The organism is Chitinophaga sp., assembly GCF_036569185.1.
In the GTDB taxonomy this organism is placed as follows: domain Bacteria; phylum Bacteroidota; class Bacteroidia; order Chitinophagales; family Chitinophagaceae; genus Chitinophaga.
In genome coordinates, this window is the sequence record NZ_DATCRD010000345.1 from 17,449 (window position 1) to 30,098 (window position 12,650).

A 12,650-nucleotide genomic window follows, 5' to 3' on the forward strand; every position below is an offset into this window, starting at 1 on the left:
TTTCAGCATATATCATTCCAACAGTACCACTAAATGGAATTATAATGATAATAAAATAACAACAAAATCATAGATTTGTCTCTATTCCAAAATGATATGCCTGATAGTTGTAAATATACCTCAGTACTTTTAATTGATGATGATATAGATGACAGGATGATATTTGGTGAAGTATTAAAAGAACTGGCGCCGGATATCATTTATCATGAAGCTATAAACGGCGAAGATGCTTTGCTGAAGCTGAATGATGACATTGTACCCGACCTTATCTTCGTGGATCTGAATATGCCGCGGATAGACGGGAAGCAGTTCCTTGCAGAAATACAGCAGCAGGAGCATTTAAAGCATATTCCTGTCGTGATCTATACTACCTCCTCACATGAGTCGGATAAAAAAGAAACCCGGGAACTGGGCGCGTCCTATTTCCTGACAAAGCCTAACAGTCTTCATGAGCTTACACGTATACTGACAGACCTTTTACAGCAAAAGTTATTTTAACAGAAAAGCCTCACAAGGAATTGTGAGGCAACGTTTCTACCATTGTTACTATTTTTAAACCCTCATATATGCGTGAGCATATGCTTTGTATCATAAAGATGGGTTTTAAATGATATCCAAGTGTTAACCAGATCTTAAAGACTGCTGCATTAAAATTGTTTTACTACTTCTTCCAGCCAGCCCGCTGTATTAAAATTTACTTTCACCGCAGGCTGAATTCCTTTATTATCAATGCCCTGCCCTGCAGCCACTCTCCTGGAGCGGGTAACGGGATAATCGACGGAAAAATCGGGGGATGTAAATTTCACCCTGGCTACATTGGAATAATCCAACGCACCGGCGGTAGGTGTTCCCATTAGTTTTACTTTCTGGCTCTGGGCAGCTTCCAGTAAAAACTGTTCTGCAGTATTGCTGCACTGACCATTGATCAGCACTGCCACTTTAGCCGGTACCGGCAACGGAGCGGGCAGGATCATGTTTTCATCCGGCCCCAGGCTTACCAGCCGGCCCTGCAGCCCATCGCCTTGGTGGATAGCCATGCGGATCTGCTCTACATATTCATCGGGCAGCTTCCCGGTTTGTTCGTCCAGGATATGCCCCCAGGCTGCAATATTATCCGGGGTGGCATAGAAGTCGGCCCCGGTGATCCTCACCGGTTGGGTGTACAGTAGAGGGCGGAGCCGCTCTATGAGCTTATCGGCGCCTGTTCCGGCATTACGGACGTCTATCACCAGGTTAGGGTTCCTGCGCAGGTATTCATCGTTGGCATTCAGTACGGAATCTGCCAGGGGATAAACGGTCGCATCAAAGCTGCCAACCCTGAGGTAGGCGGTGCTGTCGTTTACCTGCCGGAAAAAGAAAGGCGCAACCGGCATGTCGGCGAAGGCAGGGGCTTCCGGTGTCTTTTGTAAGGCTGTAATGCCGGAAGAAAGCGGTGGCAGCTCCGCGCCGGGCTTTTGCCAACCCAATGCAGCAAGTCCGTCGTACCGTTTTCCAACGGTAAGGGTATCAAAGTTCACCTGTTGTTCTACGTAGCTGATCAGGTCAAATTTATCCGGCCCGGTGGCGGCCAGTTCAAACAGCACATCGCCAGCTTTCCATTCCGGCACCGCAGATTCCATGATCACAGCGGCGTAGGTGCGCAGCCCTCTCAGGTTTTTTACCAGGGCTACCTTATACAGCGAGCCAGCCTGGTAAATGCCGGCTATGCCGCTTAAAGGCTGCTTCTGAAGCTGGTCGACCTGCTGGGGAGTGAGGGTTATTTTTTCTTTTAGCGGCGTATAGCCAATGTGCAGGGAAAGATGCTGGTCTTTAAAAAACCGCAGATAACGGTTCACCAGCAGCAGGCAATGCGTGGCGCCTTTGATGGTGGCGGCCTGCAGCCGCATTTTTGTAAGCATGGCTGAATAGGCCTGCTGAGTAACAGGGGTTACTTTGTCAATAAAACCTACATAATTCTTTCTCAGATAAACCTGTACACTGTCAAATTTCTTCCTGCAATCGCACTCCTGCGCGTATACTGCTGTGTTACACAGGAGTAATAACAATACTGCTATTGCTTTCATGGCAAAGGATTGAAGTTTCTGGCTGATAATAAATGGTCTTTAAATATATATATTCGGCAGGAAACTTCAGAAAATATTTATCATCATCCCCAATATTAATAAATTACAGGTCCTAATAAAGCGCATATGTATTTAGACGAACTGGAAAGGCTGTATAATGAACAGGCGTATACGGAAGCAATTACCAAACTTGAAACATACCTGCAGGATCATCCGGGGGAAGCCCGGGGCTGGCAGCTGCTGGGCTTGTCGCAGCTGGAAAATGCCAAGGCCACCGATAACAGGGATCTTGCTACTGCCATGTACAATGAAGCCTATGAGGCATTCTGCCAGGTGTTGAACATCGATCCTTCACATGTGCAGGCCCGTGTGCACCGCGCTTATATGGGGGCAAATATCATGGCCGATAAAGGAGATGAAACGATCAGCGATTGTGATATACTCATTGCCGGCGGTGATGAAGAATTAACCACCAAAGCACTGTTATACCGCTTCCAGGTATGGGTATTAAAAAATGAAAACGACAAGGCCCTGGCAGACATGCACCGCAACCTGCAGGTATATGAATCGTTGTATGCAGACGATCTGCCCCAGCTGAACGTGGCGCGGTTCCAGTGCTTTACCCGTATCGGCGATGTATACTATCATACAGAAAACAGGCCCGCTGCACTGGAATATTATAAGCGGTCTTTTGAATGCACGGTGTTTAATAACCGGCTGTTATCTACCACCTGGTTTGCCCTGGATATGGCAGATTACGAATTTGCCGCCAGCATGCTGCAGGTCATGATCTCTTCAGGAGAAAATACCAAAGAAGATATGCTGCGTTTGCTCCGGCATATTCAGCAACTGCTCGCCGATGGAGTACGGAATGCCTCGCTGGCCAGGGAATTTTGTAAAGGCACAACGGAATTCTGGCAGGAGTTTTTCGGAAACGATGATGACGAAGGTACGCTGGAACAGATTTCCACCGGCAAACGTTTTATTGCCGAATACCCGGAGGAAGCCTATTTCTATCATTATACCGCTACTGCCTTCTTTAATATCGGCAGCTATCATGAAGCCCTGCCCTGGTATGAAAAATCACTGGCCATTAAACCATATCCTTTCAGCATGGTAAGGTGGTATTTCACCAGCTATAAGGTAAACGGGCAGTTCCCTGAAAGCTGGCCTGATGTGGCGCATCATATCCCGTACGACTGGTACGCTGCGGGCGTTATCTTCAGCGAGATTATCCAGCTGGAAAATGATAACGGGGTAAAGCAGGCCGGCGCCCCCCTGAAGCGGTTCCTGTATAAGAAAGCATTTGATATTTATCACGCCTACTGGTATGAAAATTCGGGCAGCTCTTATGCCGGTCATCCTCACCATTTTGCGATGTGTTGCAACAACTATGGCATTGCTTTGTACGAAGGCGGCATCTTCGTGGAAGCAGCGCATGTGCATACTATCGGCTACAATATGTCGCCCTTCTGGGAACAGCTGGAATCCAGGGCGGATGCGTATCACAGCATGGGCAAGCTGGAAGCTGCCATTGCCGACCGCCAAACCATCCTGGATAACTTCACCGAAGTATTGCCGCTCATGTATTATGTGTCTATTCATGAAAGAATGATAGACGACCTGTGCGCACTGGAGAAACATGCTGAAGCGCTGCATCTCTACGAAAAAATACTGGATGAATACAATACCTGGATAGCGAAGGATATGGAATCGCTGGAAGATTACGATCGTGAAACCATTATCTATAACATTGACCGTATTAAAACCGGGCGTGCATTTATCAGAACCAACAGTGCAGACGACCTGTATGAGCGCATACAGGCACTGGAAACGCACCTGGTAGAAAAGCCCGATGATAGCGACGCCTACTTTAACCTGATGTACCTGTATTTTGATAATGCGCAATATGAACATTGTATAGGCGCTGTCAATAACCGTATTTCCATTGGCGGCATTCACAAACTACCGGTCATTTCACAGATGAAGATCTATTACTTCCGGGGAAAAGCCGCGTTAAAACTGGGCCGTTTCAGTGCGGCTATTGCAGATCTCCTGCATACACTGCAGATCATGTCATCCGGCGATGCGGCAGATAACGCCCCCAACTACCGGTTTGGGGTATACGCTTTCCTCGCGGAAGCTTATCTTGGTAACAAAGCATATGATGATTGCCTGGCCTATGCCACTCAATGCCTGGATATTTATGCCGCCAATAACTGGGCATGGGATACGGAGGCTTCTGCGGTAAGATACACCATGGCGCTGGCGTACGAGGCAAAAGAAGAGATGGGCGCCTGTAAAAAGATCATTGACCTGATTGTTGCGAACGACCCGGAATTCCGGCCTGCGGCAGAAAAGAAAAATGAATTGCGCGGCGGGGGATTATTTTCTTTTTTCAGGAAGAAGAAATAAAAATTACAGCTGTTTACTTTTCGGGAAATGCGAAAGTAAACAGCTGTAAAAAAGATACCCTGGTTACATCATAGGCTTATTAAAGCTCAGCATCCAGGGGATACCATACTTATCGGTAAACATACCAAAGCGGTGCGCCCAGAAGGTTTCAGCCAGCGGCATGGTAACCTTTCCCCCGGCAGATAATGCGTTGAACAGTCTTTCTGATTCTTCATTGGAAGTAGTGCCCAATGCGAGCGTAACACTATCCCCATTCTTCGGTGTTTGCCCCATCATGCTGTCGGACGCCATGATTTCAAACCCCGGCGCTTTCAGGTAGGCATGCATCACCAGGTCTTTTGCCGCCTCGGGTTGCTTATCGCTTTCCGGCGCTTCACCCATGGTCATGATCTGGAGCTCTCCTCCAAAAATGCCTTTGTAAAAATTCATTGCTTCGCGGCAGTTAGTGCCGAAGGTGAGGTACGTTGTTAATGTGGTGGACATAACAATCATTTTTTAGGGTAAGAAATGGAATTCAGGTAGATGATAAAGTTACAAAACTAACTTATCAACACCTTATTTCTTACCAGCAGGCAGGCCCCGATAATACCGGCGCTTTCGCCCAGCCGCGACATTTTTAATTTGGAATCGTTACTCACCAGGCTGAGGGAATATTTTTTCATCGCGCTTTTTATGGGCAGGCGGATGTGGTCCTGTGTAGCAGCCAGTGCGCCGCCGAGTATCACCAGTTCGGGGTTGAAGATATTCATGAGCAAGGCTACGCCGCGGCCCAGGTTTTCCCCTATTTTGGCGATGAGCTCTATAGCCAGCATATCGTCGTTGTTGGCGGCCGCTATGATGTCGTGCAGGTGAATGTCTTCCGGCGACTGGTGCGTACGGGTAAGCATAGATGAAGATCCTGCTGCCAGCTTTTGCCGGAACATATTTACCAGCGCCCAACCGGAGGCTTCTGTTTCCAGGCATCCTTTTTTCCCGCAATGGCAGATGATTTCGTTGTCGAACATAGGGATATGCCCTACTTCCCCGCTGTAGCCCGATTTACCGTAGTATAGTTCCCCGTTGATCAGCACGCCCATCCCAATGCCATAATCCAGGTTCAGGAACAGCACGTTGCGTTCGCCATTCACGAGGTCTGAGCAGAATTCGCCGTAGGCCATTGCGCGGGAGTCATTTTCCAGGAAAACACGGATACCTACTTTAGCGGCAATGACTTTACTAAGGGGCTCGTCGTCGAAATAGAAAAGGCTGTAGTTGTAGCCCGTGGCATAGTTGATACGTCCCTGGATGTTGATGCCTATGCCGAGGATCTTTTCCTTGGGAACCGTAAGCCCGTCGATAAAGTTGTTGATCAGGAGGCAAAGCTGCTCCAGGGAGGTTTTGGTGTTATCCAGTGCGTAGGGCAGGCCTTCCACGGTGGTAACGAGGTTTTTATGGAGGTCAGACAGGCCCAGGTTGAGGTGGTCGTGCTTTACGTCTACTCCGATGAAAAACGCGGAATCCGGCACCAGGCCGTACAGGTTGGGCTTACGGCCGCCGGTGGACTCTATTTTGCCGTAGTCCATGACCAGTCCGTCGGTAATGAGATCATTTACCAGGTTAGTCACCTTGGGAGTGCTGAGGTTGAGCTCCTTGCACAGATCGGCGATGGTGGCGTTGCCCGAATTGGCGAAATAGGCCAGGGCCGCCTTTTTCAGGTTGATATTTTTGTAGGCTACGCCGGTAGCATTTGGGCTGTTCAGCTCTTCGAAAAAGGTTTTGGTCATAGCATCAGGTAAACTTTTACAGTAATTGTCCTCCAATTTAACTGCTTAATTCTGATTTTTTTAAAAATTAGGAGAGGAAAGCCGCTGATAGTTCTCTATATAAATGATTTTGTTAATTCCCAAAAAATAATACCTTTGCAATCCTTTTTGAGCTAAAAAGGGGCTCTTGTCATGTATAGCCGGGCGGTTTTCCGGGCCGGGGAACAGGGAGGAGTAAGTTCTTTTTATTTACTGCGGATGTGATGAAATTGGTAGACATGCCAGACTTAGGATCTGGTGCCGCGAGGCATGGGGGTTCGAGTCCCTTCATCCGCACATATAATATTATGTGGCAATGCGTCAATATGGCAACGTGATAATGCTATGCTCCCCTTCACTTTCATTGTCACTTATGTCTTATTCAGACACAGTTTCACCTGATTTTATTCAAAAATAATTTCCTGCCATTCCTACTTGCCGTTGTGACTTCATGGCAGAAAAACAAACAAGGAATCATTATTGCTTCTAAAGAACACTTTATACAATTCAATTATGGCAACCGTTACGAGAGAAAACATTGGTTTATTGAACGATAAGATCACTGTGAAAGTGAGCAAGGAAGATTACCTTCCTAATTTTGACAAGGCAGTAAAGCAATTCAGCAAAAATGCGAACATACCAGGCTTCCGTAAAGGAATGGTGCCTGCAGGTATGGTTAAGAAAATGCACGGTCAGGCTATCTTTGGCGACGAAATTCTGAAAACTGTTGAAAGAGAACTGATGGGCTATGTGCAGGCAGAAAAACTGGAAATCTTCGGCCAGCCACTGTCCCTGGAAAAACAGGCAAAAAACCTGGATTACAACCAACCAGCTGACTACGACTTTGAATTTGAAGTAGGTCTGAAACCTACATTCAGCGTTACTCCCCTGGAAAATAACAAAACCACTCTTACCAGATATAAAGTAACCGTTACCGATGAAATGGTAAACGATGAAGTTCAGCGTTTACAACTGAAAGGTGGTAAAACAACAGAACCTGAAACAATTACTTCTGAAGATAACGTGATTAACGTTAAATTCGAAGAATCAGACGAGAAAGGTAATGTAGTGGAAGGCGGTATCGTAAAAGAGAACGCCTTACTGGTAAAATACTTTGCACCGGCTATCCAGGCTGAGCTGCAGGGTAAAAAGAATGAAGACAGCATTGTATTCCAACTGGCTACTTCCTTTGATGAGCAGCGTCTGGGCTGGGTCCTGAAAGACCTGGGCTTTGAAGCCGGCGACAAGGAAGCGGCAAAGAAATATTTCAAACTGACCATCACTAAAGTTGGACTGATTGAAAAAAGAGAACTGAATGAAGAGTTCTTCAAAGAAGTTTACCCGGGAGAAGATATCACTACTGAAGAAGCTTTCCGCGCTAAACTGAAAGAAGAAATCGGCAAATACTGGGATTCTGAGAGTCGCAACCACCTTCACAACGACCTGTTTGAAGTACTGGTGCACGAAACGCCGATCGAATTACCAAAGGATTTCCTCAAACGCTGGCTGCAGGTAGGCGGTGAAAAGCCCAAAACTGCGGAAGAGGCGGAAAAAGAATTCCCTTCGTTTGACCATCAATTACGTTGGACACTCATCAGCGATAAACTGGTTAAAGAAAATAAACTGGAAGTTTCTTTCGAAGACCTGAGAGAAAATGCCAAACAAAAAGTATTAGGCTACTATGGCGGCGCCGCTGCTGATGGAGCAGAATGGTTAGACAGCTACCTGGATCGCCTGTTACAGGATGAAAAATTTGTAGACCAGACTTACCGCGAAATGATCACTGCCAGGTTATTTGACTGGGCTGAAGCAAAGGTGAACGTGAAAGAAGAGGAAATCAAAGCAGAAGATTTTGTTAATTTACCTCATAAACATCACCATCATGAACATTAATAATGAATTCAGAAAATATGCCATCCAGCATCGGGGAATCAGCAGCCTGGTAGTAGACAGTTACGCTAAAAGCCACCAGATCAACAGTCTGACTCCTTATATCCTTGAAGAACGCCAGATGAATATGACCCAGATGGACGTTTTCTCCAGGTTGATGGCTGATCGTATTATTTTCCTGGGAGACCCGGTGAACGATTACGTGGCAAACGTAATCACAGCGCAGCTGCTGTTCCTGGAATCTTCCGATCGTAACCGTGATATACAGATGTACATTAATAGCCCCGGAGGAAGCGTTTACGCCGGCCTGGGTATTTATGATACTATGCAGATCATTTCTCCTGATGTAGCTACTATCTGTACCGGTATGGCGGCCTCTTTCGGCGCTGTGCTGCTGGTAGCGGGCACAAAAGGAAAACGTACCGCGCTGAAACATGCACGTGTAATGATTCACCAGCCACATGGCGGTGCAGAAGGCCAGACTTCAGACATCGAAATCACTGCGCGTGAGTTCGTGAAACTGAAAAAAGAACTGAATGAAATCATTGCAGGCCACTGCGGGCAGCCGATCAAAAAAGTGGAAAAAGACTCTGACCGTGATTACTGGATGACTGCGGATGAAGCAAAAGAATACGGCATCATTGATGACGTACTTCAGAAAAATCCAAAGAAAAACCTGGAAACACCTCAGTAAAGGCTTAACGCTCAAGGCATAATAAAGCTATTGTAGCGAAGATGACGGCGATACATATTAAAAAACGCTACTATCTTCATTACAATAGCTTTTATTTTGTGAGATGATAAGCTTTACTGTATTAAGACTTATGCTTTCGGCTATTTAGTGTAAATTTGTAACCCTGCAATATCAATGCAGGCAATGATAGTTTCGTAGAAAAATAATCTATTCCGAAATGAAAGAATCTAAAATCCGATGCTCCTTTTGCAGCCGCTCCAAAGAAGAAGTGCAGATACTGATTGCAGGCGCAGAAGGACACATCTGTGAAAACTGTGTAGCCAACGCGCAGGAGATAATTGACCAGGAGTTATTTACCCCCGGCAAGAAAGCAGCTGCGGCCGTAGCTCCCAACTTCGCCCCAAAAGTGTCTAAACCTATAGACATGAAAAAATTCCTGGACGAATACGTAATTGGCCAGGATGATGCGAAGAAAATACTGGCAGTAGCCGTATACAACCACTATAAAAGACTCAATCAGCAGATTGGCGATGATGAGGTAGAGATAGAAAAATCCAACATCATCATGGTAGGGGAAACCGGTACCGGTAAAACCCTGCTGGCCAAATCCATCGCCAAACAATTGAACGTTCCCTTCGCTATTGTGGATGCTACCGTATTCACAGAAGCCGGATATGTGGGTGAAGACGTGGAAAGTATCCTCAGCCGCCTGTTACAGGTATGTAACTACGATGTGGAAGCAGCTGAGCGCGGCATCGTTTATATCGATGAAATCGATAAAATTGCCCGTAAAAACGATAATCCTTCCATCACCCGTGATGTGAGCGGAGAAGGCGTTCAACAGGGATTGCTGAAATTACTGGAAGGCACCGAGGTACTCGTACCACCACAGGGCGGCCGTAAACACCCTGAACAGAAACTGATCAAACTGAACACGCAAAATATTCTCTTCATCTGCGGTGGCGCATTTGATGGCGTAGAAAGAATCATCAGCAGAAGGATACAAACACACTCTATCGGCTTTACTGTTAACAAGGAAAAAGAAGAAGAGAACAGGAAGCAGATCCTGCGTTACATCAATTCACAGGACCTGAAATCCTTTGGCCTGATTCCTGAGTTACTGGGCCGTTTACCCGTGGTGACCTATCTCAACTCCCTGGACAGGGATACCCTGAAACTGATTCTTACCGAGCCCAAAAATGCCTTGGTAAAACAATACAAGAAACTTTTCAAGGTAGAGAATATCGATTTACAGATAGAAGAGGAAGCGATCGATTATATCGTAGACAAAGCAATGGAATACAAACTGGGTGCGCGTGGTTTACGCTCCATCTGTGAAGTAGTGCTGAGTGATGCGATGTATGAACTGCCGTCTGCCAACGAATCACACTTCCATCTTACCAGGGAATATGCTCAGGCAAAACTGGAGCAATCTACCCTCGTTAAACTGAAAGTGGCCTAGCTGTTCCCGTTATCCGTGAACAGATAGCACTATCTCTAACCATAAAACTCTATTTATGCAGGAACTCATTCAGCAATTACAGGACAAAGCCGGGCTTACAGCCGAACAGGCTGCACAGTCCATTGATGTGATCAAAGAATATGTGAAAGGCAAATTACCTCCTTTTATTGCCGGTACCGTTGATAACTGGTTTGCAGGTATGTCAGGAAAAGCCGAAGAAAAAAAGGCGGGTCTGATGGATCAGGCAGGAGATTTCCTGGATAATGTGAAAGATAAAGCAGAGGATTGGGCGGAAGAAGCAAAAGAAAAAGTGTCTGACTTCTTCAACAAAGATAAAAAGTAAGTACAGGTAATAGTGAAGAAGGGCTTTCCGGAAATAATTCCCGGAAAGCCCTTCTTCTTTTTTAGAGGCTTCTGAGATAAAGATACAAAGCGGTTAATTCTTCATCCGTGTACCGGGCGGTCATATTCCACGGCATATCTTTCACCTGCAGCTGCTTTCCTTCCGGCGTTCTGCCGGTACGCAGCGTGGTAATAAATTCGTTACAGTTCCATTTTCCCACATGCCCTGTGGAGGTGATGTTGGCTACCGGCGTAGCACCCGGAACGGGGTTATCCCCACCTGTTAATGCCGGCTTATGGCACCCCGTGCAGGAAACCGCCAGGTATTGTCCGTATTCTTTTGTAGCTGTTTTCACCACCTGGGCGGGCTGTTCGTGTAGGTGATCAATTTTTTCGGCGGGGAACAACGGGATCCTGCCTGATACAGAGAGGATTTTCCCCAGCGGCCCAACCCTGATGGGAATGGAAGGGGCATCTATTTTGGGTTGTGCCCTGCAAAACGCAATTATAGCCGCTATATCGTGATCATCCATCCGGGTGAACTCTTCTGAGGGCATAAGCAATAAAGGCTTATTTGCAGTATTTAAACCGTGCCGCAGGGCCTTTAGCCAATCGTCGTTGTCGTAACTCTCCGGCAAGCCCCCGGTTCCATACGTGATATTACTGCCGGCAATCCGCCCGATGGCGGGATCGTCGATCACTATTTTGCCACGCAGGTCGGCCCCGTGGCATTCGCCGCAGCCTTTTATTCCGTATAAGTGCCGGCCTTCCGCAATAGTGGATGAGTCGCCCGGGATGGGGATATTTCTTACCGTAACTGAATATTTTTTGCTGGCGTGCTGCCGGAAAAGAAAACTGAAAACACCGTATAGCACTAACACGGCTACAAGCAGGCAAGACACAATGCGTGCCGCCCATTTTAAAATGCTGGAGAACATAACAATATCCGAATAATTACGGATGTAAAAGTAATAGGGATAAATATTACAGGTATCAGTAGAACTACTGAATTAAAGAAGAATCATAACGTGGATTACAGGCTTCACATTTTACTAAGCATCTTTAATACGGGATAAACCAGTCAGACCCGGTATAGAAAAGCACCCATGTTACAGGGTGCTTTTCATTGCGTAAAAGTGTTTCAAATCTTTCCTGATTTTGTGTGTTAAGGTTGATAAACGGTAAAGAGTGATGAATTAACCCAAATTTAACGTTCCTTTTGCAATATTCAATAACACTAAAGGGGTAATATTAAATTATTTTGAAAAAATGATGAACGGCTCATAAACAGGCTTTTAATAAATTATAAAAATCCTGCTATCTCAATAGAATCAGTATCAATTGCAAAATCGTTATTCTATCTTAGAGCTTCCCGTGCAATCACAATTTTCTGGATCTCTGAAGTACCTTCCCCAATGGTACATAATTTTGCATCTCGATAAAATTTTTCAACCGGGAAGTCCTTCGTATAGCCATACCCGCCAAAAATCTGCACGGCATCATTTGCCACTTTTACGGCTACTTCTGATGCGTAATATTTGGCCATAGCGGCCTGCATGGTCATTTTTACCTTACGGTTCTTCATATCCGCAGCCTGCATAGTAAGCAACTCTGCGGCGGCTATTTCGGTAGCCATATCCGCCAGCTTGAAGGAAATGCCCTGGAAATTGGCAATGGGCTGGTCGAACTGGTGCCGTTCCTTTGAGTATTTCAGTGCGGCATCCATGGCGCCTTTGGCAATACCGAGCGATAATGCGGCGATAGAGATCCGGCCTCCGTCCAATACTTTCATGGACTGGATAAAGCCGTCGCCTTCCTCTCCCAGCATATTTTCCGCAGGAATGCGGCAATTGTCAAATATCATTTCGGCAGTTTCTGATGCCCGCATCCCCAGTTTATTTTCTTTTTTGCCCCCGCTGAAACCGGGGGTTCCCTTTTCCACAATAAAAGCGGTCATACCATGACTGTCGCGTACATCGCCGGTACGGGCTATTACTACCGCC

11 protein-coding genes and 1 tRNA gene are annotated in these 12,650 nt (G+C 46.3%); 7 read left to right on the forward strand and 5 right to left on the reverse strand.

Annotation, left to right across the window (positions count from 1 at the left end; translation table 11 throughout):
* The first annotated feature begins 75 nt into the window (after nucleotides 1–75).
* Nucleotides 76–498 (forward strand): response regulator, encoded by a 423-nt coding sequence (locus VIM72_RS26395; RefSeq protein WP_332005816.1) that lies wholly within the window; start codon nucleotides 76–78, stop codon nucleotides 496–498.
* 149 nt (nucleotides 499–647) lie between these two features.
* On the opposite strand, the gene VIM72_RS26400 is transcribed toward VIM72_RS26395, so the two are convergent.
* Nucleotides 648–2,063 carry a S41 family peptidase gene (locus VIM72_RS26400; protein WP_332005817.1) on the reverse strand — a complete coding sequence of 472 codons (1,416 nt, stop codon included), beginning with the start codon at nucleotides 2,061–2,063 and terminating at the stop codon, nucleotides 648–650.
* Between the two features lie 126 nt (nucleotides 2,064–2,189).
* On the opposite strand from VIM72_RS26400, the gene VIM72_RS26405 reads away from it, so the two are divergent.
* Nucleotides 2,190–4,478 carry a hypothetical protein gene (locus VIM72_RS26405; RefSeq protein ID WP_332005818.1) on the forward strand — a complete coding sequence of 763 codons (2,289 nt, stop codon included), beginning with the start codon at nucleotides 2,190–2,192 and terminating at the stop codon, nucleotides 4,476–4,478.
* A 63-nt stretch (nucleotides 4,479–4,541) separates the two neighbouring features.
* On the opposite strand, the gene VIM72_RS26410 is transcribed toward VIM72_RS26405, so the two are convergent.
* The gene (locus VIM72_RS26410; protein WP_332005819.1) at nucleotides 4,542–4,961 is read right to left on the reverse strand and encodes a VOC family protein; all 420 of its coding nucleotides are present in this window, start codon (nucleotides 4,959–4,961) and stop codon (nucleotides 4,542–4,544) included.
* A gap of 56 nt (nucleotides 4,962–5,017) precedes the next feature.
* The gene (locus tag VIM72_RS26415) at nucleotides 5,018–6,241 is read right to left on the reverse strand and encodes an ROK family transcriptional regulator (protein WP_332005820.1); all 1,224 of its coding nucleotides are present in this window, start codon (nucleotides 6,239–6,241) and stop codon (nucleotides 5,018–5,020) included.
* A 233-nt stretch (nucleotides 6,242–6,474) separates the two neighbouring features.
* On the opposite strand from VIM72_RS26415, the gene VIM72_RS26420 reads away from it, so the two are divergent.
* From VIM72_RS26420 to VIM72_RS26440, 5 genes are all read left to right on the forward strand, one after another.
* A tRNA-Leu gene (locus VIM72_RS26420) sits at nucleotides 6,475–6,556 on the forward strand.
* Between the two features lie 216 nt (nucleotides 6,557–6,772).
* Nucleotides 6,773–8,152 carry a trigger factor gene (tig, locus tag VIM72_RS26425; RefSeq protein WP_332005821.1) on the forward strand — a complete coding sequence of 460 codons (1,380 nt, stop codon included), beginning with the start codon at nucleotides 6,773–6,775 and terminating at the stop codon, nucleotides 8,150–8,152.
* Complete coding sequence (gene clpP / locus VIM72_RS26430) at nucleotides 8,142–8,843, forward strand: ATP-dependent Clp endopeptidase proteolytic subunit ClpP (RefSeq protein ID WP_142685694.1); 702 nt, start codon at nucleotides 8,142–8,144, stop codon at nucleotides 8,841–8,843. Before tig ends, clpP begins: the two co-directional genes overlap by 11 nt.
* Before the next feature lie 217 nt (nucleotides 8,844–9,060).
* Nucleotides 9,061–10,305: an ATP-dependent Clp protease ATP-binding subunit ClpX gene (gene clpX / locus VIM72_RS26435; RefSeq protein WP_325638850.1), complete on the forward strand. Its 1,245-nt coding sequence runs from the start codon at nucleotides 9,061–9,063 to the stop codon at nucleotides 10,303–10,305.
* A 55-nt stretch (nucleotides 10,306–10,360) separates the two neighbouring features.
* A complete protein-coding gene (locus VIM72_RS26440; protein WP_332005822.1) occupies nucleotides 10,361–10,648 on the forward strand; it encodes a hypothetical protein in 288 nt (95 codons plus the stop codon).
* A gap of 61 nt (nucleotides 10,649–10,709) precedes the next feature.
* Here the strand turns inward: VIM72_RS26440 and VIM72_RS26445 are convergent, their stop codons facing one another.
* Nucleotides 10,710–11,585 (reverse strand): c-type cytochrome, encoded by an 876-nt coding sequence (locus VIM72_RS26445; RefSeq protein WP_332005823.1) that lies wholly within the window; start codon nucleotides 11,583–11,585, stop codon nucleotides 10,710–10,712.
* Nucleotides 11,586–12,004: 419 nt separating this feature from the next.
* Nucleotides 12,005–12,650 (reverse strand): acyl-CoA dehydrogenase family protein (locus VIM72_RS26450; protein ID WP_332005824.1); only part of this gene is annotated, 646 nt, incomplete at its 5' end.

Bases quoted from the DNA above. Each gene is read 5' to 3' on its own strand.
- clpX (WP_325638850.1), top strand. From the start codon at position 9,061: ATGAAAGAATCTAAAATCCGATGCTCCTTTTGCAGCCGCTCCAAAGAA.
- VIM72_RS26445 (WP_332005823.1), bottom strand. From the start codon at position 11,585: ATGTTCTCCAGCATTTTAAAATGGGCGGCACGCATTGTGTCTTGCCTG.
- tig (WP_332005821.1), top strand. From the start codon at position 6,773: ATGGCAACCGTTACGAGAGAAAACATTGGTTTATTGAACGATAAGATC.
- VIM72_RS26440 (WP_332005822.1), top strand. From the start codon at position 10,361: ATGCAGGAACTCATTCAGCAATTACAGGACAAAGCCGGGCTTACAGCC.
- VIM72_RS26410 (WP_332005819.1), bottom strand. From the start codon at position 4,961: ATGTCCACCACATTAACAACGTACCTCACCTTCGGCACTAACTGCCGC.
- VIM72_RS26400 (WP_332005817.1), bottom strand. From the start codon at position 2,063: ATGAAAGCAATAGCAGTATTGTTATTACTCCTGTGTAACACAGCAGTA.
- VIM72_RS26405 (WP_332005818.1), top strand. From the start codon at position 2,190: ATGTATTTAGACGAACTGGAAAGGCTGTATAATGAACAGGCGTATACG.
- VIM72_RS26415 (WP_332005820.1), bottom strand. From the start codon at position 6,241: ATGACCAAAACCTTTTTCGAAGAGCTGAACAGCCCAAATGCTACCGGC.
- clpP (WP_142685694.1), top strand. From the start codon at position 8,142: ATGAACATTAATAATGAATTCAGAAAATATGCCATCCAGCATCGGGGA.